The following is a 26,918-nucleotide window of genomic DNA, read 5'->3' as shown; positions in this document are numbered from 1 at the left end:
AGAGAAGAGGAATCATTATGAAATACGATGTTCTGATCAGGAATGGAAGAATATTTGATGGAGAAGGAAAAGAATCCTTTATAGGAGATGTAGCAGTTCTTGATGGAAAGATTGCTCAGATCTCTAAATCAATTCCAGGTGATGCAAAAAAGATATACGATGCAAAAGGACTTTGGGTCACTCCAGGATTTATTGATTTTCATACACATTATGACGCAGAGGTAGAAGCTTCTCCAGGACTTAAAGAGTCTGTGATGCACGGAGTTACTACAATCACAATGGGAAGTTGTTCTCTCAGTCTTTGTATAGGCTCACCAGAAGATCTTGCTGATATGTTCAGTAGGGTAGAAGCAATTCCTAGAGAGCAGGTGCTTCCTCTTTTACAAAAAAAGAAAACTTGGAATTCGATGAAAGAATATGCGGATCATTTGAATTCACTTCCTTTGGGCCCGAATGTTTCTACGTTCTTAGGACATTCTGCTATCAGATCTTATTCAATGGGATTAGAAAGATCTCTTTCTTACGGAGTGAAACCTACTGAACAAGAAATGCTTCAAATGGAAAAACTTCTGCAAGAAGCGATTGATTGCGGATACTTAGGACTTTCTATCAATACTCTTACTTGGGATAAAATGGATGGTAGTCGTTTTAGAAGTAAACCGCTTCCTTCTACATTTGCTAAATGGTCTGAGATCAGCAGATTAAATAAGATTGTTCGAAGAGAAGATAGGATTTTCCAAGGAGTTCCGAACGTTTCTACCAAATATAATGTATTACTCTTCTTTAAAGAAAGTTTGGGGATTTTCAGAAAGAAGCTGAAGACAACAATCATTTCTCTCATGGATCCAAGATCCAATCGTTCCATTTACAAGTTAGTGGCATTTCTGACCCGGATCGTGAATACAATCTTGAAAGGAGATGTTCGTTTGCAAGCTGTTCCAGCAGTATTTGATCTTTATGCAGATGGAGTAGACGTTGTTGTTTTCGAAGAATTTGGAGCGGGAACTGCTGCTATCCATTTAGCGGACCTTGCAGAACGACGAAAACTTCTACTCGATAAAGGATATAGAAAATGGTTCCGAAGACAATGGACAAATTGGTTCTTACCTAGAGTATTTCATAGAGATTTCAACGAATCTAAGATTGTAGAATGTCCCGATCAAAAATTGGTAGGTAGATCTTTTTCAGATTTAGCCAAAGAAAGAAAGCAACATGTGGTCGAAACATTTTTGGATCTATGCGCAGAGTATGGGAATGATATTCGTTGGTACACTGTAATCGGTAACGATCGTAAGGGGCCTTTAAAATATATTGTTAGCCATCCAGACGTGTTGATTGGTTTCTCGGATGCAGGTGCTCACTTAAGAGGAATGGCTCATTATAATTTTCCATTACGTTTTTTGAAATTGGTTAGAGACGCAGAATTAGAGGGAAAACCTTTTCTTTCTGCAGAGAAAGCCGTATGGAGAGTGACTGGAGAGATTGCAGATTGGTTCGGTTTGGATACAGGCAAATTAAAAGTTGGTGCCCAAGCGGATATCGTTCTTTTAAATCCAAATGGTTTAAACGAAAAAGTGGAAACCATCCAAGAAACTCCAATGCCTGAATTTGGTGGAATGGTTCGCTTAGTTCGTAGGAACGAAGAGGCAATCCGTGCAGTTCTGATCAATGGAAAAATTGCAGTGGAGAATGGGACCGTTCTTCCTGAGATCGGAAAAGAAAATGGTTTCGGAAGATTTATGGCTTATAAAGAAAAAGATTATCTTTATTCTTCTGCGAAAGCACAAAAAAGAGAAGCTGCAGGATCGGCAGCTTAAAAATTGAAAAATGGTATATCCCATTTGGGGAAAATAGATTAAGAAAATGTAAAATACTTTTCTTAAAATAAACGATAAACTGTGTCTGAATTTGTCCTGTAGGTTGACTATAGTTTCTAGATAATTTTCTTGTGACTAAAAGCACAAAAATATGACTGGAAACAAACAGAATGAACCTACGTAACTTACTTTTATTTACGCTAACGTTGTTTTGCTTTAATTGTTCCAATGGGGTTTTTAAAAACCTTTTTGGACAAAGCAACTCTTCGTTTCCCACTCCTATTTTGGCGAGTTCTATCCCGATAGTAACTTTGCCAAAGGCAATTCCCGCCAGTGAGCTTCGTATATCCGAAGACTCGAATGTTCCGAAATTAGTCGGCCGTTCTCAGGTCCCAGTGGGTAAAATTTACGATATCAGCCTGGCAACTAGGGATAAAGACGGCAAAGAGCAATCTAAAGCTCGTAACTCTAGTATCGTTTTTTCTGAGCCTGTAAAATTCGAATTTCCGGTGGATCTGGAAGCATTAGAAGAGAAAGGTTTCTCTCAGGAATTATACGTTTGGTATAAAGACTATGTAACTAAGGAGTGGAAACTTCTTGAAAAAGGTAGTTTAGATAAAGAGAAATCAATCGTTACAGTTCATACTAAACATTTTACTCCTTTTATACTAACCGCTTTGCCTGTTCTGCCAGATAGCGGAGTTGCTGCTCCTACAGCATGTTTGAGCGATGAATCCGTTGCTTGGGGAATGCAAGGAGTGCTAGATGATTCCAATGTTTCTAAAGCTCAGGTAGGAACCATCGGAGAAGGTTACCAATACTATTTGGATCGTCCTTATTTTGTAAAAGAAAACGAAGGCGCATTTCGCGAATTAGGACTTCAATTTGCTGCTTTGGTCCCAAGTTGTCAAGGTGGGGCAGGAACCTGCGGTGTTAGTTCTATCCACGCGGATTCTACAGCGAGCGAATATGTTTCCTTTAATGCAGTCCGAGACATCGATGTATACGTTATGTATGATTCAAGAGGTGGAATCTCTCCTTCCGATTCTTCTAATGACGCAGACTGGTTAAGAACAGATTTTACTCTTCTTTCTGGAAAATATATTTATACTACTGAACCGGGATTAGATCCGGCACAAAACATTGGAGCATCTGGATACAAAGTATATAAACGTAGTTATCTTCAAGGAGCTAGGGTTGTTCTTGGTGGAAATAAGAAGGGTACAGTAGGTGGTGGAGTTTCATCTAACTTCTGGGCAGTAGTAAAACCTAAAAACACAGAAGGGACTGTAGTTTCCTCTGGAGTTCTCTGTTCTACAGGACCTGATCTAAGAACGTCCAATCCTGTTACCTTGAAATCATTTCCTGGATCAAATCAGAATCTTTTTTGGTTCGCCTATGAAGATACATATGCTCCTCGGAATATTATAATTCGCAGAAGTCAAATTGCACCTCCTATGGCGCCGACTCAAGGTGATGAGGTTTCTGCTTCAGAAATTACTTCTTATTCATATTTGGATAGCGGCTTAACTATCGATACGACCTATTACTATTCCGTTTTTGCTTTAAATAACGACGGAATATTTAATGGGATTAGTACCGGATCTATAACCACAAGCGTAGATACTGATGGGGACGGATTATCAGATATTACTGAATCTTCTACCCCAATCCGACCTTTATTTATCGCAGGAGCTTCGAATACATTCTCATCATCTGTAAATACTGATTCAGACGGAGATGGAACCAGTGATTTTACGGAACTTTCTCTCGGAACAGACCCTACCATGGCGGATACTGTTCTTCCGAACGCGACTTTTACGCTTTTGTCGGATAATGCAAGTTCAAGCTTTGTAGATTTTACTGCTTCTGTTTCGGATACGAATCCCGCAGGATCAGTCAAAAAATATTGTTATATCCGACAATTTGAAGCGGGGATGACCAATACAGAATTCGAACGAAAACCTTTCGGAGCTTTAAATTTCGGACCTCCTAGCAGTTCTTTATTCAATGTTTGGAAAGAAAACTGTTTCGAATCTAAAACCTTTGTCCAATTAGGTAAAGCAGCTGGCGGTTTAGAAAAAATCGCAATTTGGGCGAAAGACGGAGCTGGAAACGTTTCGAATATTAAGAAATATGATTTTAAACAATTGGAAGCAAAAGACGCTTCTTGGCTGGGAGTCACGAATATTACTTATGATGCAAATGGGAATGCCGCGAGTTCTTTCACGGACTTTACTTATTTGAATTATACTTCGCAATGGGGCGATAGTACTTGGACTCAAAAATATACTAACTTGGGTCTGAAGAATCAGATCAAGTTTACTAATGGTGGCCAAGGGATTGCTTATCGAATTCCAAATTTCTTTGCGATAGGAGACGGAAATTTCAACTATTACGATAATTCTAACGTTATTGGAAGTTTAGGGACTTCGTTTTCGATTTCTTACGATTACACAGATAAGTCGGATCGTTTTAAAGCGGTTTCTTTTCCCGCTAATATTAATTCGAACGAAGTTAATAGCATCGCGTATTTAAATCAAAGCTATCAATTACAAATTGATACAGTTTCGGTTGGTAGTTTTGGTCCGGAAATTTACGGTACGAGTTTTCCAGAAGTTAATACAAATTCTTTGTTCGTAATGCCTTACGATCGTGGACAAGGACTCTTGGTCGGATATGATGCTCATCAATACGAATTCTTGCATTCAGGTAACTACTATAGAAATCTGAATACGAATGGTCTTTCAAATCCTGACTTTAATAACGTGATTTCTGCAGACTCGCTAGTTAGATACAATCCTCAAAACGAACAGGAAGTATTTGCTACTCTTAAGTCTGTACCTTCAAGAGAGATCAAAGTATGGTATAAAAAACCGGGAGATCTGACGTATAATAGTATTATTCCTTCTGGCGTACAATCCGGCACAAACTTTATAGGAAGACAAGTAAAGTTTCTTTCATATATGGATTGGTCAGGGAATCCAGTGTATACATTATACATCTTGGGAGGCTACGATGTAATTGTAGGTCAAAATACCTCTTACACTTTACTTCGTTCTTACAGGGTCACTTTTACTTCGGGAGTTCCTACTCTACAATTTATTCGTGAATCTGTAATTGGCGGGTCTCCGATAGAATCGATTTCTTTTGATGGTTCTGGAAGATTGATGTTTGCTAAAGGTTCTTCTCAAAGATTCGTGACGATGTTCTTAAATTCTAATACTGGATTTACGGATATCGCGTTTATTTATAATAACCAATCTAGTGGACCATACACTCATGTCGCTCTTTCTCCTTCTGATACAAAAGGAATTGGGAACGTCGGAGGTTATTCTAAAATACGCCTGATCCCTAATGCAGGTATTAGCGACTATAAAAAGTACGGTTTCTTACCAGAAGGCGCAACTCTTGATTTCATGCATAATTTCTATGATCGAGCAGGAAATGATTGTGCGACTTCTTCTTCTAACCCTGGAGTTGGAACAATAGAAGCGAATGCTGGAGGAAATTATGGGATCCCTGCTATTTCTTTAACAGTGAATGCGGGAACGAACGTGAATCTTACTCGCTCTCAATCCGTTGTCGCTCCGAATCAGGCATCTACATTGGTGGTCCAATCTTCTTTTACCCAAGGAACTTCTCCTTGTAGAGATATCTTGGTTTCAACAGATAAAGTAGAAATTCCAGTGCGTGCGAAAACGATCCAAGCGACCACAGTGGTTTATAAAGATACCACTATGAATCCTACAAATGTTCCCGCAATGATGCAGCCTGCTTCGATGCCTACAGCGGTTGCGAATGCTGACTTTAAGGTTTGGGAGCATTTTAGTAAATCCACTGCAGTGAGGAAAGGAACCTTTACCGGACAGAAATGGTTTTATCTACCTGGGTGGCCATTCCCAGTATATGAGCCTTCTCCTTCTTGTGTTGTGAATGACGTAACTTATGATCAGGGATTGGCGGCTTGTAGCACAATGCTGAACGGATGGCCTTTCGCTCCGGGATACACGGCTAAATACGACGAATACACATTCACAGGAAGATATGTTTATTCGGGTGATAAATTGATTACAGCTCCGTAATCATCAGATATAGCTATTGAATTCGGCTCGGGAAATAAAATTTCCCGGGCCGTTTTTTTTTTTGAAGGAAGTTTATTTAAGGAATTCGAACGACTATCTTTCCGAAATGTTTTCCGTCTTTCAGATACTCTAATGCATCTTTGAATTCGGAAAGTTCGTAGACTTTATCTACTACAGGTTTAAGTTTCCATTCTTCTATAGCCTTGTTCATAGCAAGGAAACCTTCTCTATGACCCACCACAATCCCTTGGACTTTGATTTGGTTCATAACTAATGGAAGAAGGTTCAAATCTTTGATAGCACCAGCTAAGATCCCGATCAAATGGATTGTGCCGAAAAGTTTTACTGCCTTAATCGATTGTTCTAAGGTTCCGGCTCCACCTACTTCTACGATATGGTCCGCGCCTTCTCCGCCTGTGAGTTCTCTGATCTTTTCTCCCCAAGCGGTAATATTTCTATAATTGATTAGATGATCTGCACCTAAGGATTTTCCTCTTTCTAATTTTTCGTCTGAAGAAGAGGTTAAATAAACAGTAGCTCCAACTGCTTTAGCAAATTGTAATGCAAATAAGGAGACTCCACCAGTTCCTTGTATAAGGACTGATTCTCCTTTTTTGAGTTTGCTTTCCACAAAGAAGGACGACCAAGCAGTAAGTCCTGCACAAGGAAGTGTGGCCGCCTCTTCAAAGCTAAGATGAGAAGGCATCGGAACCACACCAGTAGCCGGAAGAATTGCGTATTGTCTTAGTGTTCCATCTAAAGGACCACCGAGTGTTGTCCTAAGTTCTTTTTTGTTTGCGGGTCCTGACAACCAATAAGGAGCAAAGGTTGCGTTGATTTTGTCTCCGATATTGATGCCTGAGACATTCTCTCCTATTTCAACAATTTCTCCTGAGCCATCGCTGCAAGGAACCATTGGAACTGGAAAATTCGGATTGTACTTTCCTTGGACAACTAGATAGTCCCTGAAATTTAACGAGGCCGCTCTAAAACGGACTAAAACTTCTCCCGGGCCTGGCTTGCCTGGGTCTGGTAAATCGATTAAGGAGAGATTTTCTTTTCCGAAAGAGGAAAGTTGGACCGCTTTCATTTGATTATACTTTTATAATATAGTTCGGAGGATAGAAGGACTCCTGGAATCAGGAGCCCTTCTGCGGTAGCTTAACTTCTACCTAGTCCTAATTTATCAGCACCTACAAGGATACTCATGTTTCCTGCAGGGTGTTTGTTTTCTTTCATCAATTGGTGAGCTTGCGCAGTTTCGTTGAACTGGAAGGTTTGAGAAAGAACTGGATCTACTTTTTTATCGATCACTAATTGGTTTATACCAATTGAGTTTTCGTCGTTTGCAAAGTGAGAACCTTGGAGACGTTTTTGACGCATCCAAAGATATCTTAAGTCAACAGTTGCATTATAACCTGTGGTTCCAGCGCAGATAACTACCATTCCTCCAGTTTCACAAACGAATACTGAAGTAGGGATGGTGGTTTCACCTGGATGTTCGAATACGATCTTAGGATTGTTTCCTTTTCCTGCGATGTCCCAAATAGCTTTTCCGAATTCTCTGGCTTGTTTAGTCCATTCTACAAATACTTCAGGCTTATTGATATCAGAAGTGAGAGCGCCCCAATGTTTGAAATTGTTTCTGTTAATTACTCCGGCAGCGCCAAGTTTTTTACAGAACTCAATCTTATCATCAGAAGAAACTACTGCGATTGGAATTCCACCAGCAGCTTTTACGATCTGGATCGCCATAGCTCCTAATCCGCCTGCTCCTCCCCAGATAAGAACTACATCTCCTGGTTTTACATCATTTGGTTTCCAGTGGTGAAGCATTCTATATGCAGTTGCTCCAACGAGCATGTAAGCAGCTGCTTCTTCCCAAGAAAGATGTTTTGGTTTAGGAAGACATTGGTGGTCTTGCACTTTACAGAACTGAGCAAATGATCCCCAGTTAGTTTCATACGCCCAAATTAATTGGGAAGGCGCAAACATAGGATCGTTTCCTGCTTTAACCCAAGGATCGTTCTTGTCCCAGATACCGCAATGTAGGACTACTTCGTCTCCTACTTTTACGTTCTTAACTTCGGAACCTACTTTATATACGATACCGGATGCATCTGATCCACCGATATGGAACTTTTCAGGTTCGCCTTTTTTGTTTCTTGCGCCGATCACATCGACCGGGAATCCAAGGCCAGCCCATACGTTATTATAATTAATTCCGGCAGCCATAACTGCAACCAGCACTTCGTCAGGTTTAATTTCAGGAACGTCTATCTCTTCAGCTTGGATAGACTTTATCGGATCTCCAAAACGCTCTGGTCGGATGACCTGTGCATGCATTTTCTTAGGGACCACTCCTAATGGAGGGAGTTGGCCGATTGGTACGATTTCAGGTGCGCTCATGGGGACCAGAAAACCTAACCGACCGAGGCTTACGAGAAAAAAAACAGTCTTAAACTTGGCTTTCGGGCTTAAGTAAGAAGGATATGATCGACTCTTTCTTCCAAACCTCTGACCCGATCCTCAAAAAACCGCTCTGAAGAGATAGAAAGTATCAAACTATGTAATAAATCTACGAGTAGAGAAAGCTTTAGTTCCGCATTTTTAGGCGGGGGATTACGATCTACGGCAGCATCCAATAATTTTCTATATTGGGCACCGTAATGATTCGTATATTCTTGGACCAGATTTTCAGGCGCAGAATATACCAAGCTGAATGGAAGTTTGGCCCTATCAGGAAACTGTCTTGCTATATCACAAATTGCTCGGAATACAGAGACAACTTCTTCTCTTAATCCTTTGTCTTTTACCAATCTACTTCTGATATCGTTCAATATCATCAAATGAGTGGCGACTAGCGCCTTTCTGAATAGGTTTTCTTTGGAATGGAAGTGATGATAAATGCTAGGCTGCTCTAACCCGCATTCTCTACTGATCTCTCTTAGAGAGGTTCCGTGGAAACCTTTGCGAGCGAAAGCTATCGCAGCGCCTTCTAAAATTCTCTCTCGAGAATTTCTGAAAACTCCGTTTGTGGGGTAGACAGGGCTACCGTCCTTCTTTTTCACCGATCCGACCTCTTTTAGGAGGATTCATCCGGCGAATTTATTTTTTTGTCTGAAGATCTAAGATCTCGCAATCGCCGGAAGATCTATCCTTTAGGATAGAAATTTCACTATTTAGCGAAGATATAACAAATGCCAGAATTCCGCAATTCATTAACTTATAGGGAAGGGCTATTTAAGTCAAACTTACCTGAATGATAGTCTTACCTAATTGTAATGAAGTTCAATACCTCAGAACTCTTTCTTAAAAACTTCAAAGTAGTTGTTCAACTCACTCGTACCTGGGAGTCTTCCTTCTGCTCCTGGTTGTTTTTTACCTGGAGAACCAGGTTGGTTCAGGTTCTGGTCTTTTTCTTCTCTCCCGAATGCTGCAGCGGGGGTGTATAATTGGCTGCCGAATATAAGTTCAAAGTTTGCAACGTTAGACTCTGATTCATCTAATCTGATCTCTACTAAGAAATGATTCTCTCCGTATCTTGCTTCCCATTCATAAACGAAAGAAGGTTCTACAAATCCTGTGAACAAAGGAGATAACTTTCTATCTTCATTATCTGATTGAAAGATATGGACCATAACAGATTGGTCCGGGTTTTCATGAGCAAGCCCCACTCCTAATTTGCGGACAATCTTTCTGTCCTTTCCTTCTGGAAATTGAAGTTTGAAAGATACTGTGTTCCCTTTGAATACGGAACCAGTAAAATGGGATCTCTTATCTACTACATATCCTCTGTCTTTTAAAGAAACCTTAACTTCTTCTACCAACTTTTTAAATGTAGGAGGTCCTCCAGCTATAGACTCTTTTGAGTTAGCTGGTGGATTTGTAGGAGAAGTTTGTGAATACAGACCAGACTGGATAATTAAGAATAAAAACAAAATTATGGGAAAGAATCGCAGTCGGGGAAGTTCTAATAGAAAGGATCGCATGATTACTAACAGACTAACTCGGATCGAACTTTCTCGCCAGATTTTTTCGAAAATAATTCGGAAAATAGAGGAGAATCCCTCGTGAAAAGTGGGAAAAAAACGATAAATTAATTATGCACCCTGTTCTAAGTAAAAAACTCGGAGGAATCATGAAAAGGAATCTGGGTATTCTTACCATAGTCTTTGTTTCTATTTCCATTCTGTCCAATTGTGTTTCTCAATCCAAATATGACGCCTTACAGGCAATGTACGATGAGAAGGCGAGAGATCTTTCCAATTTAGAAAAAGATAAGTCTTCTCTCCAAAGATCCGTAGAAGATATGAAAAGGATCCAAGAAGAAACGGAAAGAAGGATAGCTGATTACAGGAGTTTATTAGAAAGTTTTAAAGGAATGATCGATTCGGGAAAACTGAAGATCCGGATCGTAGATGGAAGAATGGTAGTAATACTTTCTTCTGATATATTATTCCCTCCTGGCTCATCAAGTTTATCATCCAAAGGAATAGATGCAATTAAAGAAGTCACAGGAATTCTATCATCTCTTCATGGAAGAAGATTCCAAGTAGAAGGTCATACAGACGATGTTCCTACTGGTATCAAAGGATATTCCAACTGGGAACTTGCATCTGCTAGAGCTTTGACAGTATTACATACAATGGTAAAATCCGGAATGCCTGAAGAGAAGATCAGTGCAGCTTCTATGGGATCATCTCGTCCTTCTGTCCCGAATACAAGCGTGGAGAATAGAACCGCTAATCGAAGGATAGAAATTGTAATCGTTCCGGACTTATCTAATCTACCGGGTATTGAAGAATTACGTAAACTGAGCGAATAGACCAGGCCTAGGATTCGCTTGGCGAATTCTAGCACCTTATAAACTATGGTCCTATCCCCTCTTTTTATAAGATCCCTTCGGTGTTTAGGTAGGTTGTATGATCAGCGTTTCTGGTTTATCTCTGAATTTCGGAAAGAAAATTCTTTTTGAAAACGTTACAGTTAAGTTTAAGGAAAACTGCAGATACGGTCTGATCGGAGCCAACGGTTCTGGTAAATCCACATTTATGAAAATCCTTGCTGGAATGGAACAAGCAGCTGCGGGTTCTGTTGCAATCGACGCAGGAATCAAAGTAGGTTACTTAAAGCAGGATCATTACGAATACGAAAACGAAACAGTATTAAACACTGTGATGATGGGGAATAAAGAACTCTGGGAAATCGCCAAAGAAAGAGACGAAATTTATTCCAAACCTGAGATGTCCGACGAGGACGGTATCCGAGTTTCCGAATTAGAGGAAGCTTTTGGAGAGATGGGCGGATACGAAGCGGAAAGTGTTGCGGGAGAATTATTAGAAGGTCTAGGAATTCCTACAAACATCCATAGCCAGACACTTTCATTTTTAACAGGCGGTTTTAAACTTAGAGTATTGCTTGCTCAGGTTCTATTCCAAAAACCAGATGTTCTCCTTTTGGATGAGCCTACCAACCACTTGGATATCAAGACTATTCACTGGTTGGAATCTTTTCTATTGAATTATAAGGGAGTTGTTATTGTTATCTCCCACGACCGTTACTTCATCAACTCTGTTGCTTCTCATATCTGTGACTTGGACTATCAGACTATGACTGTTTATCCCGGAAACTACGACGAGTATATGGAAGCTTCTCAAGCCGCGAGAGAAAGAGCTCAGTCGGATAATAAACGAGCAAAAGAGAAGATCGCGGATCTTCAGGAATTCGTTAGTAGATTTAGTGCTAACGCTGCAAAATCTAAACAGGCTACTTCTCGCCAAAAGATGATAGAGAAGATCAAAGATAATATGGCGGTGATCAGACCTTCTTCCAGGCTTTTTCCTTATATAATTTTCAAAATGAAAAGAGTTCTTGGTAAGGACGTAATCCTTGCGGACAATATCTCTAAGTCGTACGAAGATAGATCTATCTTTAAGGATTTTACGATCAATATCACCAAAGGTGAGAAGATCGCGATCATCGGAACAAACGGAGTCGGAAAAACAACTCTCTTAAAAACTTTGATGAAACAGATCGAGCCTGATGCAGGAACGGTTGCCTTTGGAGATTCCGTGGAGGCTTCTGTCTTCCCTCAGGATCATAGAGAAGGAATTGGAGAAGACGCTGATTCCATTATAGAATGGTTATATAGATATGCACCTCCAGGTACAGAAATGGAAGAGATCCGAGCTGTTCTGGGAAGAATGCTTTTCAGCGGGGACATGGCTAAAAAACCAACCCAAGTGCTTTCCGGAGGGGAAAAATCCAGGATCATTTTAGGAAAGATGATTATGGCTCAGGATAATCTTTTGGCTTTGGATGAACCTACAAACCACTTGGATTTGGAATCCATCGAATCTTTGAATTATGCTTTAACCAAGTTTGAAGGAACTATCTTATTTGTTTCTCACGATAGGGAATTTGTAAGTTCAATTGCAACTAGAGTTTTGGAAGTTACCACAGAAGGTATCAGAGACTTCAAAGGAACTTACGAAGACTTCTTAGAAAGAGAAGGCCAAGAATTTTACAAACGTTTGGCTGGTGGACCTGTGCTTACGGAAGCCGAGTAAGATCAGATATATTTATCCAAAAGTTTCATTAATATTGGCATAAAAACTGTTATAGAAACCCCAGTTGCTAAGATCCATTTTGTTTGAGTAGATATCAACTGATGGATTTTAGCGAGCTCTTTATAAACTCCTAAAAATCCGGAATGCATTTCCTCTTTTAATTCTAATTTCATTTCCGTCATTTCGGATCTGAGCTCGAATTTACAAATTGCGATCTCGGATTTGATTTCAGATCTAACTGCTGCAAATTCTGATCTGACTTCCGTTTTAAATCCTTCGAATTCAGAACGGAAGATTGTAATCTCCGTTTTGACATTTGTAAGTTCGCCTTTTAGACTAGTGGAAGTTTGATCGGTGCTATTTTTGAATTCGGATAATTCGTTTTTTATTTTTCCGACTTCTTCAGTAAGTCTCTTCTCTAATTGATTACTTGATTCTTCCAAAAGTATCTTACTCCCTAAATTCCAATTGAAATTTACGAAATCTAAAAATTCATCCCTTCCTTTCGGACCTAAAATATCCTCTAATTTTGATGGAACTCTTTTATAGATTGGTACCTTCATCCTAACCTCCTGACGGTTGTTTGGCAACCCGTTATTCAGTTTCAGATAATCTTTTGTCCTGGATGCTTGCGTTTTTTGTTAAAAAATTCCGGAATATTCGTTCGGAATCTATATTCAGTTTTGTGAATATGCTTTCAGGTATTTCACTAACTCATCCAAGGCTTTTTTGCGATGAGAAACTGAATTCTTTTTCTCATCTGAGACTTGGGAAAAATGAGCGGAGAAGGGAGGGTAATAAAAAATTGGATCGTATCCGAACCCATTTCCACTAGTATCATAAGTATCAGAAATTAATCCAGGACATTCTCCTTCGAAAGTAAACTCTCCTTCCGAAGTGACTAACGCGATCACACATACGTATTTTGCGTTTCGATTTTTTTCTCCTCTCATCTTTTCCAGGAGAAGCCTTGCTCTTCCCTCATCATCTAAACCTTCTCCGCCGAAACGAGCTGAATAGACTCCAGGTTCTCCACCGAGAGTTTCTACACAGATCCCCGAATCGTCTGCTAAGGAAGGAAGTTTAGAAAGAGAGAATAATTCCCTGGCTTTGAGAAGTGCGTTCTCGGTAAAAGTTTTACCAGTTTCTTCCGGACCGAAATCGATCCCTAACTCCTTTGGGGTTGATAATGTGAACCCTAAAGGAGAAAGGATGGCTCGAATTTCGCGAACTTTATGGGAATTGTTAGAAGCTAAAGAAAGGGATTTCAATTTCCCAATTTGAACTCGTCAAAAGCATCTTCGATTGTAGGAAGAACTTTAAACACTTTGTCCAACATTGTGATCTCGAATAGTTGGAGAAGATCGTCATCATTTACTACGATGATGATATCTCCCTCTGCGGAGTTGAACTTTTTTTTGTAGGAGACTAGGATCCCCAACGCAGTTGAGCAAATATGACTTACCTCTGTAAGATCGATTATGATCTTAGGAGAAGGTTCGAAATTATGGTCGCTCAGATTGCGGTCCAGTTCCTCGCTGTCGGATTGCAGAATTGATCCGGAAATTTTGATGATGTGGATATCGCCTTGAACCGTTATTTCCATGTGGGTAACGAACCTTGTGTGCATATTCGATTTTTTTATAGCAAGCAAAAAACGGCCTTTTCGGAAAATATCATGGGATCTTTCCGATAAAATTCACGGAATCAACGCCAATGTTGGTTTTTTCCGGAGCAAAAATAAAAAAAGATTTTTATGTCCCTATATATGTTTGGCTATTCGGAGTTTATTATAAATTTAAGAAGCAGCCTTGTTCAATTCTTCCCTGAATACTTCTGATGTGACTTTTGCTTTATATCTGGAAATCAATTTATCTTTGAGAATTGTAAACGGTCTTTCGGTAAGAAGATAGTAAAAATACGCGCAGAAGAATACAAATAATCCTACAGGAACAGAATAGAGTAAGAATTCATGTTGTTCTAATTTTTTATCCATGAATAAAAGTTTTCTAGAAATCGGCACCATTGCGACTACATGGATAAGATAGGCGCAGTAAGATAATTTAGCGAATGGGAAGAAAATTTTCCAAGAAAGAAATCTTCCAATAGGATCTTCTTTTCGCATTGCAAAAATAAAAACCAAGATCCAAAGCAAAGCGAAACTTGGAAAACGAATGATTTGGTGAACGCCGGCTTTGAATTCATCGATAAAAATTGTATATATTAAAATTGTTAGCAAAGTGAGAACATGCAATACTGTTCCAAGCTTCCCAGAATTAAAGAACCACTCCAGCCAATGTTTACGAAAACTGAATATGTATGCGAAGACTATTCCATACAAAATTGAATCAATATGACCGTGGAAAGGATAATAGAAATTATTATTATATAATGTTATAACATCCGAAGCAGGCGCCTTGAATAGAACGGTGTAGGCGAAAATTGTCCGATATACAAGAGGGAATAAGGTAACAGTTACGAGTAAGCTAAGCCTAAATTTTTCAGGAATTCTGCTGAATATTAATAAGAGAAAGATAGGGAATATTATATAGAATTGTTCTTCAAGCGAAAGGGACCAGCCATGGAAGATGGTTCCTTTTGCATAATCAGAGATATAAAATATATCATACCAGATCCTATGGGAGTATGCTCTAAACTGTTCTGCTAACTCGGGAGGAGAATTTTTGATTAGGCTTGGTATAAAAATGAAATATTGCAATATAATGAAAAAGTAATAAGGAGGAATGATCCTTAATGCTCTTTTTATATAAAAGAACTTCCAATTGATCGTTCCTTTTTTATCTATCTCTGCAAATAACGGGGTAGCTATCAAAAATCCGCTTAGACTAAAGAACATATCTAAACAAATTGAACCATTATTTAGAAAATTCTGCCAATACGGATGCATTTCCGGTATTAATACCTGCATGGACCGATACATATGTCCATATATCAGCATAAAAAAGCAGAGAGTCCTGAGCCCGTTGAATGGCGCTATTTCTTTGTCGTCTGCACGGAATATTCCCAGGAAATACTCTTTCATTTATTCATCCTAAAGGTTAAAACTCATCTAAAGATGAAGAACTTATTTTCGTACTTCTTCTTTTAAGAAACGATCAACTTGCGGGAGAACTATGTTTTTGAACTCATGATTGAGTTTAGTTTCTCCTCTACAATCTAGATGGATCAAATCCACAAAGTAGTCCTTGGAATATTTGTATTCAGGAAAATCGAAAAAACCAACTGTAGGTCTTGTTTTTAATAGAGTTAAGAGCTCAGTTCTTACCTTTTGAGCTAAAGGTCTATTCTCGATCTCTGAAATCCCAGGCATATAAAGGAATCCGAATTTGATGCCGTTTTGTTCGCAGAATTCGATCAAATCGATCAATGGGGCAAAATTAGGTTTAAAATCCTTTGCTAAACTTCCGGTTTCTTGGGTTTTTGCCTTAACGTATTCTTTTCCCTGAAACATCATTATCGGATTCATTCGATTGGAAATATTATATTTTCCGTGATATGTATCTAACCATTCTTTGATCCGAAGATTATCTTCTAATTGAGATGAAGAAGGAGCGCATAGACCTGATTCGATTGCTTCACATGAAGAACACATTTTAACCCAATCAGCTTCTCCACCTGCAGATTTCCAGTTGGAGGCGGTCATTGCGTTTCTTACAGCACGACGATATTTAAAAGTTTTATAGATAAGCGGAGCTGCTTTAGAAAGAATGAATATACTTTCAATACCTTCGAACTGGCCGTATAATTCTAAAAAGGAGAATTGATGTAAATATCTTTGGCCAAAAAAATCCCAGAGGAAGGTATCGTCTGTATTAAGATTCTTTTTCTCTTCTTCAACACTAAAGAACCAATTTTTCAGTCCTTCGTTCCAGCGTCTGTTGGCGTACTGTGAGATTGTTTCGTTATGTTGGGCTTTTCCACCGGACGGATCATAAAGAGGAAATCCGTAACCTTCTGAATATAATGGCTGGCTTCCTGCGAACAAAAGTAATTTCGGTTTTTGGTTTCCGTATTCTAGATATTTTTGTAAAAAATAACGATAATATCTAGGACCCATTCCTGGAAGACTATGATTGTAAACAGAAGATTCATGGCCTTCTCCTTTGCTGACTCCTTCTAACGTCATACTTCTGGAGTCGCCAAGGATGATAACATCTGCTGTTCCTTTTCCGGACTCTAAAGTTTCTCGCTTATAATTTACGAAAAACGGCTCCGGCTCTTCCATATAATAAGTTGGAACAATATGTATTATAATTTCTAATATTATAAAAAAGGAAACCGCTATCAGGATCCCGGACAACTTAGAAAGCAAAGTAAATTACCTCTTTACCAAAGATTCCTTTTAGGATGACAATTCCGAAAAGAAGGATAAAGGCTAAGGACTGAACCCACTTATTCGTTTTAAAGATAAAGTATCTGTCGTTTTTAGTGTAGATAAAGAAATCTATAATTAGAAGCGGAAGTACTACCTTGAATATTTCCCAGAAATAATGTCCGGAAGCGAGCATACCGTTTACTGGACCAGAAACATCCCAAACAGAAAAAATCTGGGAATAAAGAAGAAGCATATGTGATACATCGTATGCTCTAAATGCCACAGCACTTAAGCCAAATAAGAAAAAAGTAAGAACTCTGCTACCAATAGCAAATAAGATCGATTTCCATTTTGTATTGGATAAGAAACTCAAACGATCAGCTGCATACCAAGTAATTAATAAATATACAACTGTATAGAATCCGTTTAAAAGTCCCCAAGTAACAAAGGTCCAATTTGCTCCATGCCAAAGACCAGATAATCCAAAAACGAGTAATACGTTTCTGATTTGGGCAAGTTTGCCAACTTTGCTACCGCCTAATGGAAAATAAACGTAACTTCTAAACCAACGATTCAAGGTGACATGCCATCTTGTCCATAACTCGACAGGATTAGCAGAGTATTCTGGAGTATCGAAGTTAATTGTTAGATTTACACCCATAAGTCGGGAAATCCCAACAGCTATAAAAGAATAACCTGCAAAATCACAATAAACCTGTATGATGAAGCCAAGTGTAGCTGCTAAAACTTGTCCTCCTCCCATACGAGAAGCAAACTCTATGTGAGATAGATAGGTTTCTTTGTTGGTGAAAAAAACTTGGTCAACTATTGGGCCAAGATTATCAGCAATATATACTTTAAGAAAATATCCTAAGAGAATATCCCAAAGCCCTTCCATAACCGCGTTTGAATCAGGAAATTTAGGCTTTTTTAATTGAGGTAATAGATCGCCTGCTCTTTCAATTGGCCCGGCTACTAACTGTGGAAAATAAGTAACGAATAATGCAAAATCGAAGAAATCCTTTTCAGGTTTCAATTCACCTTTGTATACATCAATAGTGTAAGACATCGTTTGGAATGTATAAAAGCTGATCCCCACTGGGAGAATAATTGATTTTAATAGAAAACTTCCACTTTCTCCGAGAGGGGCCCCACCTAGAGAAACAGCGATCGAATTCCATTGAGAAAGAAAACTTCCTGCAAAAAAATTGAAATATTTCATCGTGAAGAGGATCCCTAAGTTTGAAAGGATCGAAAACCAAAGAAATATTAATCTACTCTTTCTGGTCTGGCTTCGGCCTATACATATCGCTGCAAAATAATCAACTAACGTGCTTACGATGATTAAAGTTAGAAAGATCCAATCCCACCAGCCGTAAAAAAAATATGAAGCGGCAAGTAGCCAGAGGTTTTGAATTCTCAAGGCCCAAGGGTTAGTTTTTGCTTTGAATGCGAATGCTAAGAAAACAGCATAGACTACTATGAAGAATACAAGAAATACGAAAGCATTAAAAAGCATCGTTGGAAGTCCAGCTCATCGACAATTTTATGGAAAGAAAGGATAGGTCAACAAAATTCAACGTGAAATGGCGAAGAATATTTAAAGCAATGCTTAAATACTCTTTCACTCAATGATCCTTACAATCGTAGACTTATAATAAAATGATTTCTTGTCTAGGATCTGGAACTCTTCAGTTTCTTTTTCTGGTGTTTCTAATGTGATCGTAATTGCGGGTTCTGTGTCGCCACATCTGAACGATTTTGGAACTAAAAAATGCCATTCTTCATTTAGGCAGGAGTTATATCCTTCTCTAGTTAATCTAAGAAGAATTCCTAAACTAAGATCTCCTTGTCCGAAATCTTTGGGATTAGATTTCCAGAGAATTCTATATTTGCTTTCTTTTTGAGGAGAGATTGCAGTTATGAATTTTTCAGGCCTATCATCATATTCGAATTCTGTATTTTTGCCATAAATTGCTATACATATAAATATTATAGAAATCGAATATATTTGAAAGTTTCTGGTATTTGGGAATTCAGATTTGGATAAAATGATCTTTAGGTTTAAATAATAAAGAAGTCCGGCCAAAACATAGGTGAACCAATAGATATGGGAGATCTGACCTCCCTTCATTTTAAATGCGCCGAATAATGTGATAAAAAATGCCCAGATCAGGATCTTGAGTAAGGATCTATCAAATTCTTGTAATTTATCCTTCCAGAAACTAGGAATTCCAAATAATAAACCTACAATCAAAAGTGCAGGGATCTGTTTCGGAATACTAAGTGGAGAAACATAATAAGACAAAGCATACTGTAATGTAGGACCTAATTTATGAAAGGTAGAATTCTTAAGAGCTAATCCTATAATTTTACTTAAGTTACCTGGAGTATTCGTGAATTGTTCTATTAGCGGAGGGATCCAGCAAATGATAGTGAACACTATTGCAAATAGAATACTTAGTCCGAACTCTTTCGTTTTATATTGGGAAAGTCCTTTGTTCTTATAAAAATAAAAACATCCGACTGCAAACATTGGAACGATAAAAGAGATCCCAACGATCTGGTTCTGCACTATGATATTCGCACAAACTACAAACCAGAAAAAATTTCGAATAGAACCTTGGGAAAAATCAGTTAGAGAAATGACCAAAACCAAGGTGGGTAAAAGTACAACTCCCGGTCCCCAGATATTTGAGAATGCATTTGGTAAAAGAGGAGTTAATCCTAAAATCAAAGAAGCAAATAATAGAACTGTAGATCTGTTCTCTTCCAACTTTTTATAAAGAATTCTTAAACCGATCAGAAGGAAAAAAAGATTATAAAGAACAATCCCAATTGAATGCGCCCCATGAGGAGATTTCACAAAGAAGAATATTTTTTCTGCAAGAGCTAAGTAATAAAATACGATAGGACCAGGATGGTTTACTAAAAAGCGGGAGTATGCTCCTAAACTTTCTTCCAGTTTCCCTGCTTTCCAGATCTGAAGCGCGTTAGCGGCATAATCTCCAGTCTCTTGGTATGGTTGGCTGAAAAATCCTGGGTTTGCTAATAGATATGCTAAGCAAAATAAGATCGGGAAAAGTATATAAAGTGGAAGTTTGTAATTAAGAGATGTTTGCATGAATCGGAGAGAAATGGTTGGCCGATATTTCCAGTAAGCTTCTGTTTTTTGATTCAAAGGTCAAGTAGATTCCTTTTTAGAACGTGCTTTATGCAAAGATACAATGCTTATAGAGAACCTTAAATAATTTCTATTGGAATTCCGACAAATCTAAGAAGTCTTACAAAATTTTGGAAATAAATTACGCTTGATCCGAGTCGGATCGTTACTCTAAGCTTCCGGGACTATATTTCAACACCTATCAATGGATCCGTTATTTTTTAACTTCTACTCTTTCGGTTCGATCTTAATCGTTCTATACTTCTTTTATGCTGGCTTCTTCTTTCTTACGATCAAGGAACGAAGCATGGCTGCCTTCCATTTGGGAGTCTGTGCTTTAACCACAGTTTTCCATAATATAGGGTATTTTTGGGGCTTTATCTCCTTCGAAGAAAATACAATTTTTCATAGGGTCATTGCAGTCGCAGGTCCTTTGATGAGTTTCACTCAATTAGTAGGATTTTTCATCTATTTCCCTGAACCTAGAAAGAAAGGGATCTTACCAGGTCTGATCTTTTATTGGCTTCTTTATCTGGGAGTTTTGGTAGTCACAGGTTATTATGTTTATGTTAGCTGGGATGCTCCTAGATCTTTTGTTCCAGGAAGTCATTATTGGGACTATGAGGTTCATGTATTTTACAGTTATTTTATATATATAATCTTATTCTACGAAGTATGTTATCTTGTGATCGGTATCTGGAAGGCGATCATAGAAACAGGAAAGGAGAGAAGGTCCGTAATATATATTCTTCTTAGCTACGCTGTGATCACAGTGGTTCCTGGAATTTTAAACGCTCTTAGTCGAAACGGAACAGTGGCACGTGCAACTTATCAACAATCCTTTAACCTAGGAATGGTTACTGGAATGTTCCTGATCATGATTGTGTATGTGAACGCGACTAAAGAAAGAACTACAATCTTAAACCGTATCATCGGAGTTTCTTTAGCTACATTTTTCGTATGTTATCAGCTAGTAGGTTATTCTATTCTGAATGGATATGAAAGAACTTACGACGATATGAAAAGAAGAGACAGCTCTATTGCAGTTCTGGAACAAAAGGATCCACAAGGCTTGGCTTATATAGTTTCTTATGATCCAGATAAGAATGAATTCCGATCAGAAAAAGGAAATAAAGATCCTCGATTCAAAAAAGAAGATGAATTAGAAGTTCGCTTTTTTAGAGAAAAACAAAAGATCTCTAATCTGGGAAGTTTGCCTGCAAAAGAAAGATTAGAAAGAACAGAAACGATTCTGGAAACTTCTCCAAATGACTTTAAAGCTTATGCTGCAGGTATCCGCGCATTCCTGAAATCGAAAGGTAATGAAACAGTAAAAGATCCTGATATAGAGGATTATTTCCGAGGAATATACGGAAAATTGAATATTATTCGAAATAAATACTCTAGGCTTCCTGATCGTAAAAAACAAAAATCTATCGAAGGATTGCTCATTTCTACAGATGTCGGATTATCTGAAACATTAGCATATGTAAAACAATCTGCAATCCAAGCGGTAAATTCGGATAAATCTGCGGAGCATGTCTCCAAGATCGTGCTAAATTCTCTGGCTCCAATTCATTTTGCCGGAGAAAGAATTTATCGAGGCACAAGAGTCTATTCTCCTTCTGATCCTAAGCCGGTAATGTATCTTTCCTACTATTTTGCTCCGAGCCTGAGTGGAAAAATATACGAGGTAGGATTTGAATATAAGGATTATAGAATATTCCATCATGATCCAAGTTTTATTTTAGTAGCATCCATGGTCCTGACATTCTTCGTGATTGTTATAGGATTTAGGTTCTTCTTCCAAAATGCGATCGTAGTTCCGATGGACGAAGTAGTCGTAGGATTAACTGAAGTAAATTCAGGAAATTTAGAATATAGACTGACTCCTCGAGTGGAGGATGAGATTGGATTTATCGCCAGATCATTTAATAAAATGGCGAGAAGTATCCTCGCAGCCAGGAAAAGGCTCGAGCAATACGCAGATGAATTAGAAGAAAAAGTAAAAGATAGAACCAAAGAATTAGAAAAAACTTTGGAAGAAGTAAATGAACTCAAACAACAACAGGACGGAGATTATTTCCTTACTTCACTCTTGATCAAACCTTTAGGTGCGAACAAAGCTGTATCCGAAAATGTCAAAGTTGATTTTCTAATAGAACAAAAGAAAAAGTTCAGCTTCCGAAGATTTAACGATGAGATCGGTGGAGATATGAATATCTCTAACCAGATCACTCTTAGAGGCCAACGTTATATAGTATTCTTGAATGCGGATGCGATGGGGAAATCTATGCAAGGAGCAGGAGGAGCCTTGGTTTTAGGAGCCGTCTGTGAATCGATCATTGAAAGAACTCGGATCGTAGGATCTATGAAAGAGCAGTCTCCGGAAAGATGGTTGAAAAACGCATTTATAGAATTGCATAAAGTATTCGAAAGTTTTGAAGGTTCAATGCTCGTATCTTCTGTAATCGGGCTAATAGATGAAGATTCTGGAACATTATATTATATTAATGCAGAACATCCTTGGACCGCGCTTTATCGAGATGGAAAAGCAGACTTTATAGAGAATGATCTTATGTTCAGGAAGTTGGGAACCACTGGAATGGATGGAAAAATTTCAGTGAAAACATTCCAGCTATTACCTGGAGATGTGATAATTGCTGGTTCAGATGGAAGGGATGATATTCTTCTCGGAAACGATGAAGAAGGCGCAAGGATCATCAATGATAATGAAAAACTTTTCTTAAAGTTGATAGAAGAAGGAAACGGAGAACTTTCTAATATATATGACTCTATAAAAAAAGTGGGTTCTTTAACTGACGACTTGTCCTTGGTTCGAATTTCTTTCAAAGAAGAAGGAGGGATTGAAAGGATCCAAGAGAAGGAGAAGATCAGGCAACTTCTTAGAAAAGCCAAAGAGAAATCCCAAGATAAGAATATCAAAGAAGCATTATCTTTCTTGGAAGAAGCAGACTCATTAGACAATCGTCTACCTGAAGTAAAAAAGGGATTACTTAAGTATCATATTCGATTAAAGAACTATTCCAAAGCTGCACAATTTGCAGAGGAATATTTGAATATTCGTCCTGTAGATAAAGAAATACTATTTATTGCTTCTTACGTAGCAAGAAGAGCTAGACAATTCCAAAAAGCTCAAGATTTCGGCGAAAGATTACTCTTAAGAGAACCTGATCATGTTAGAAATTTAATCAATTTGACTAGGATCTCAATCGCTTTAAGAAATTATGAAAGAGCAAAACATCTTTTGAGAGAAGCTCAAAGGGTTGAACCCGAAAATTCCCAAGTCCTAAAGATCAAACAAGCGCTAGATAAAATATAAATCTTTCGATCTAATGTGACTTAATCAAGTGACTAAAAGATTATAATCGGTTTAGGAAATTAATTTTGTCCAAACTGTGTAAATATCTTGCAAAATGGGGTCAAAAAATTTAAAATACGCGGATCAAACATGAAGTAGAATTAAAAGATTATAAACTTTTAATCTATGTTTTCCTTATATGCTCTCATATGATTCTAAACTAAGATTCGGAGTTATCGGAATAGGCTTTTTGGGCCTTATGATCGGAGTTTCTTCTTGGATCAGTAATAGGAATTTAAGTGAATCTAAGGATTGGGAATCTCATACTTTCAGCGTACTTTCCAGATTAGAAAGTTTAGCTTCTTCCGTAAAAGAATCAAAGATCCGATTTTTACTCTTTTTGGCCTCTGGAAAAAAAGAAGATCTGGAATATTATAAAACTGAAAAACAGAATTTAATTTTGAAGCTTGGTGAACTCAAATACATCACCAGAGACAATTCCATACAACAAAAAGGTATTTCCGAATTAGAGGAATTGTTCACCAAAAGGGATGAACTGGTCCAGAAGATGGGTCATTCTATATTTAAAAACAAAGATGAAGAGACTACAAATGCAATATTAGAGAATAAGATCGACCGTTCAATTGATAAGCTCAAGGAAAAAGAGCTCTCACTTCTCTCTGAAAGGGCCTTGGATTCTAAACTGAATAAGAAGATCACTGATTGGGTCCTATTCTTATCCCTCTCTTTTAATATACTCATCTTAGCTATACTTTATAAATTCTTAAAAAAAGAATACGATCTTCGGACAAAAACGGAAAATTTCCTTTTCGAGAAGAATAATCTTCTTGAACATACACTTTCTGAAAAAGAAAAATTTTATAAAGAAATCTTAATGGTCAAATCCGCATTGGATTGCGCCTCCAGCAACATTATGATCGCAGATAATGATCTGAATGTGGTGTATACGAATCGTTCTGTAGTGAATATGTTCCAAGGTGCGAAGGAGAATATTCGTAACCAATTTTCTAATTTTTCTCCAGAAGCACTTTTGGGATCCTGTATTGATATTTTTCACTCTCATCCTGAGAAACAAAGAAGGATACTTTCCACGTTTACTGATACGTATAAAAGTTCTATTTCTATAGGAGGGAGACAATTTAATCTAAGTGCGGACCCGGTTTTCGATTCCTCCGGAAAAAGAATCGGAAGCGTTGTGGAATGGTTAGATGTAACCGAAAGAAACCAGAGAGATACTCAAATAAACCAATTAAATCAAGATCTAGAAGAGAATATTCGAAAATTAGAATATGCAAATCAGGAATTGGAAGCTTTCAGTTATTCCGTATCTCATGATTTAAGAGCTCCCATTCGAGGAATAGATGGATTTACGAAAATCATGCTGGAAGATTATTCCACAGTTTTGGAACCAGAAGCCCTTAGGCTTTTGAATGTGATCGCCAGCAATTCTAAATTTATGGGGCAGTTGATTGATGACCTGTTAGCGTTCTATCGTGTATCTAAGCTGGAGCCAAAATCAGATTCTATAAATATGAAACATATGGTTTCGGATTCGATAGAGATCATTAATCAAGAATACGGATCCAGAAGCCCAATTGTCGAAATTTCAGAACTTCCTCCTGTAAAAGGAGATGCTTCTATGCTAAAACAGGTTTGGTTGAATCTGATCTCAAATGCGTACAAATACTCTTCCAAATCTCAAAATCCTTTCGTCGAGATAGGTTTCGTAAGTGGAGAAGGAATCCGAACATTTTTCGTAAAAGATAATGGAGTAGGTTTCGATGATCAATACTCTCATAAACTTTTCAAGGTTTTCCAAAGACTGCATTCCAGCGAGGAATTTCACGGAACCGGAATTGGGCTTGCCATTGTAGATAGAATTGTGCAGAGACATGGCGGAAAAGTTTGGGCAGAGGGAAAAATGGGACAAGGTGCCACGTTTTATTTTACAATACCAAACAAAGGATAGGGAAGAATGAATCAATCGGGAAACTATGATATACTTTATGCGGAGGATAATCCGAACGATGCAGAGCTTACTTTAAGAGGTTTCAGAAAAAATAATTTAGTAAATCAAGTCTTTCATGTCAAAGATGGAGAAGAAGCTCTAGAATTTTTGTTTTGCAGAGGAAGATACGAAGGTAGGGAATCTGGCGGAAAACCTTTATTCATATTATTAGATCTGAAAATGCCCAAAGTAGACGGTCTCGAGGTGCTAAAAGAGATCAAGTCCGACGAAAAATTAAGAACGGTCCCTGTAGTAATGTTAACCTCTTCGGCAGAAGAGAAAGATATAGTAGAAAGTTATAAACTAGGTGTTAACAGTTATATAATTAAACCTGTTGAATTTGAAAAGCTGATCGTAACAGTATCTGAAATTGGACAATATTGGTGTATATTAAATAAATCGGTGCATTGACATGAGAACACTAAAATTTCTTTTTTTAGAAGATTCTTATACCGATCTAGAGCTTATTCAAAGAGAATTAAAAAGGGGAGGAGTAGAATATATTCCTGTCCATGTTCAAGATAGGGAAGAATACCTAAAGGCGATCGAAGATGAGAAGCCTGATTTCATTTTTTCGGACTACTCACTTCCTAATTTTGATGGATTATCAGCATTAACCATCGCAAAAGAACAATGTCCTACTACTCCATTTATTTTTGTCTCCGGAACATACGGAGAAGATGCGGCCATCCAAACTCTGACTAGAGGTGCAACCGATTACGTTCTGAAAGACAGATTAGTAAAACTTGTACCTGCTTTAAGAAGAGCAATTCGAGAAATAGAAGAACATAAGGCTTTAAGAAGAGCAGAACAAGAGAAGTTCGAAATAGAAGAACAACTCAGGCAAAGTCAGAAAGTAGAAGCAATGGGATTTTTAGCCGGAGCTATGGCCCATGAGATCAATAATCCTATCATGGCGATCATTGACTATGCTCAGTTAATCTCCAAAGGAGAAATGGATATAGATAAGGCCCAAAAGATCGCTTCTAAGATCAAACAAGAAGGAGAAAGAATTTCCGTAATGGTAAAAGATCTATTAAGATTTGCCAGACAGGAAAAAGGGGCCTTCGAACCAGTAAGCGTTTTTGCTTTAATATCCAGGGCGCGTTCTATCTCAGAACAAAGATTAAAGATGAGCCGTATTCAATTGGATCTGGATGTAAATGCAGATCTTCCTTCTGTAATGTGTAAAGAAGGACAAATTCTCCAAGTCCTTTTGAATCTAATCAATAATGGAACAGATGCGTTAAACCAACGTTATCCGGAATATGATGAGAATAAAAGAATGATCATCTCTGCAAAGCCGGAAGAGATTGGTGGTAAACCTTGGGTAAGGATCGCTGTAGAAGATTTGGGCTCTGGAATTCCTCAAGAAATTGGTAAGTCTATCTTCAATACATTCTTTACTACTAAAGGAGCAGATAAGGGAACAGGGCTCGGACTTTCTGTCAGCCTTGGTATAGTAAAAGAGCATGGGGGATTTCTTTCCTTTGAAAGTGCTGCCAATGAATACACAAGATTTTTCTTAGATTTACCCGCAGTCTAACAGTGATTTTTGGACCTTCTTTGTAATTTTTTTGTCAAATAATTATCT

19 protein-coding genes are annotated in these 26,918 nt (G+C 38.0%); 8 read left to right on the top strand and 11 right to left on the bottom strand.

Annotation, left to right across the window (positions count from 1 at the left end; all coding sequences use genetic code 11):
* Positions 1-17 precede the first annotated feature (17 nt).
* Positions 18-1,817 carry an N-acyl-D-amino-acid deacylase family protein gene (locus EHQ52_RS05700; protein WP_135614285.1) on the top strand — a complete coding sequence of 600 codons (1,800 nt, stop codon included), beginning with the start codon at positions 18-20 and terminating at the stop codon, positions 1,815-1,817.
* 311 nt (positions 1,818-2,128) lie between these two features.
* Positions 2,129-5,902, top strand: coding sequence for a thrombospondin type 3 repeat-containing protein (locus EHQ52_RS05695; protein WP_135614284.1), 3,774 nt, complete (start codon positions 2,129-2,131; stop codon positions 5,900-5,902).
* Between the two features lie 76 nt (positions 5,903-5,978).
* Here EHQ52_RS05695 and EHQ52_RS05690 read toward each other — a convergent pair whose 3' ends face one another.
* The 4 genes from EHQ52_RS05690 to EHQ52_RS05675 form a co-directional block, all read right to left on the bottom strand.
* Positions 5,979-6,992, bottom strand: coding sequence for a zinc-dependent alcohol dehydrogenase family protein (locus EHQ52_RS05690; RefSeq protein ID WP_135614283.1), 1,014 nt, complete (start codon positions 6,990-6,992; stop codon positions 5,979-5,981).
* A gap of 71 nt (positions 6,993-7,063) precedes the next feature.
* Complete coding sequence (ccrA, locus tag EHQ52_RS05685; protein WP_135614282.1) at positions 7,064-8,311, bottom strand: crotonyl-CoA carboxylase/reductase; 1,248 nt, start codon at positions 8,309-8,311, stop codon at positions 7,064-7,066.
* Between the two features lie 68 nt (positions 8,312-8,379).
* Positions 8,380-8,973 (bottom strand): TetR/AcrR family transcriptional regulator, encoded by a 594-nt coding sequence (locus EHQ52_RS05680; protein WP_135614281.1) that lies wholly within the window; start codon positions 8,971-8,973, stop codon positions 8,380-8,382.
* 228 nt (positions 8,974-9,201) lie between these two features.
* A complete protein-coding gene (locus tag EHQ52_RS05675) occupies positions 9,202-9,894 on the bottom strand; it encodes a hypothetical protein (protein ID WP_135614280.1) in 693 nt (230 codons plus the stop codon).
* A 149-nt stretch (positions 9,895-10,043) separates the two neighbouring features.
* Between EHQ52_RS05675 and EHQ52_RS05670 the strand changes: the two genes are divergently transcribed.
* Together EHQ52_RS05670 and EHQ52_RS05665 are read left to right on the top strand one after the other, a co-directional pair.
* The gene (locus EHQ52_RS05670) at positions 10,044-10,730 is read left to right on the top strand and encodes an OmpA/MotB family protein (protein WP_135614279.1); all 687 of its coding nucleotides are present in this window, start codon (positions 10,044-10,046) and stop codon (positions 10,728-10,730) included.
* Between the two features lie 97 nt (positions 10,731-10,827).
* Positions 10,828-12,474 (top strand): ATP-binding cassette domain-containing protein, encoded by a 1,647-nt coding sequence (locus tag EHQ52_RS05665; RefSeq protein ID WP_135614278.1) that lies wholly within the window; start codon positions 10,828-10,830, stop codon positions 12,472-12,474.
* Between the two features lie 2 nt (positions 12,475-12,476).
* On the opposite strand, the gene EHQ52_RS05660 is transcribed toward EHQ52_RS05665, so the two are convergent.
* From EHQ52_RS05660 to EHQ52_RS05630, 7 genes are all read right to left on the bottom strand, one after another.
* Complete coding sequence (locus EHQ52_RS05660) at positions 12,477-13,037, bottom strand: LA_3696 family protein (RefSeq protein ID WP_135614277.1); 561 nt, start codon at positions 13,035-13,037, stop codon at positions 12,477-12,479.
* A gap of 114 nt (positions 13,038-13,151) precedes the next feature.
* The gene (gene rdgB / locus EHQ52_RS05655; RefSeq protein ID WP_135614276.1) at positions 13,152-13,745 is read right to left on the bottom strand and encodes an RdgB/HAM1 family non-canonical purine NTP pyrophosphatase; all 594 of its coding nucleotides are present in this window, start codon (positions 13,743-13,745) and stop codon (positions 13,152-13,154) included.
* Positions 13,742-14,080, bottom strand: coding sequence for an STAS domain-containing protein (locus EHQ52_RS05650; protein WP_010514772.1), 339 nt, complete (start codon positions 14,078-14,080; stop codon positions 13,742-13,744). The genes rdgB and EHQ52_RS05650 overlap by 4 nt, the downstream gene beginning before the upstream one ends.
* 192 nt (positions 14,081-14,272) lie before the next feature.
* On the bottom strand, positions 14,273-15,517 hold the full coding sequence (locus EHQ52_RS05645) for an acyltransferase family protein (protein WP_135614275.1): 1,245 nt from the start codon (positions 15,515-15,517) through the stop codon (positions 14,273-14,275).
* A gap of 42 nt (positions 15,518-15,559) precedes the next feature.
* On the bottom strand, positions 15,560-16,807 hold the full coding sequence (locus EHQ52_RS05640) for a DUF1574 domain-containing protein (RefSeq protein WP_135614274.1): 1,248 nt from the start codon (positions 16,805-16,807) through the stop codon (positions 15,560-15,562).
* Positions 16,797-18,329, bottom strand: coding sequence for an MBOAT family O-acyltransferase (locus EHQ52_RS05635; protein ID WP_135614273.1), 1,533 nt, complete (start codon positions 18,327-18,329; stop codon positions 16,797-16,799). Before EHQ52_RS05635 ends, EHQ52_RS05640 begins: the two co-directional genes overlap by 11 nt.
* A 105-nt stretch (positions 18,330-18,434) precedes the next feature.
* Complete coding sequence (locus EHQ52_RS05630; RefSeq protein ID WP_244244802.1) at positions 18,435-19,991, bottom strand: hypothetical protein; 1,557 nt, start codon at positions 19,989-19,991, stop codon at positions 18,435-18,437.
* A gap of 187 nt (positions 19,992-20,178) precedes the next feature.
* On the opposite strand from EHQ52_RS05630, the gene EHQ52_RS05625 reads away from it, so the two are divergent.
* The 4 genes from EHQ52_RS05625 (at position 20,179) to lvrB (ending at position 26,870) form a co-directional block, all read left to right on the top strand.
* Positions 20,179-23,316: a SpoIIE family protein phosphatase gene (locus EHQ52_RS05625; protein ID WP_135614272.1), complete on the top strand. Its 3,138-nt coding sequence runs from the start codon at positions 20,179-20,181 to the stop codon at positions 23,314-23,316.
* Positions 23,317-23,554: 238 nt separating this feature from the next.
* Positions 23,555-25,285: an ATP-binding protein gene (locus EHQ52_RS05620; RefSeq protein ID WP_244244875.1), complete on the top strand. Its 1,731-nt coding sequence runs from the start codon at positions 23,555-23,557 to the stop codon at positions 25,283-25,285.
* A 6-nt stretch (positions 25,286-25,291) separates the two neighbouring features.
* On the top strand, positions 25,292-25,735 hold the full coding sequence (locus EHQ52_RS05615; protein ID WP_135614270.1) for a response regulator: 444 nt from the start codon (positions 25,292-25,294) through the stop codon (positions 25,733-25,735).
* Between the two features lies 1 nt (position 25,736).
* Complete coding sequence (gene lvrB / locus EHQ52_RS05610) at positions 25,737-26,870, top strand: hybrid histidine kinase/response regulator LvrB (protein ID WP_135614269.1); 1,134 nt, start codon at positions 25,737-25,739, stop codon at positions 26,868-26,870.
* Positions 26,871-26,918 lie beyond the last annotated feature (48 nt).

This window comes from Leptospira koniambonensis (genome assembly GCF_004769555.1).
Classification (GTDB): Bacteria; Spirochaetota; Leptospiria; order Leptospirales; family Leptospiraceae; genus Leptospira_B; species Leptospira_B koniambonensis.
Note: the sequence above shows the minus strand (reverse complement) of the source record. Positions and strands in the feature narration are given on the sequence as shown.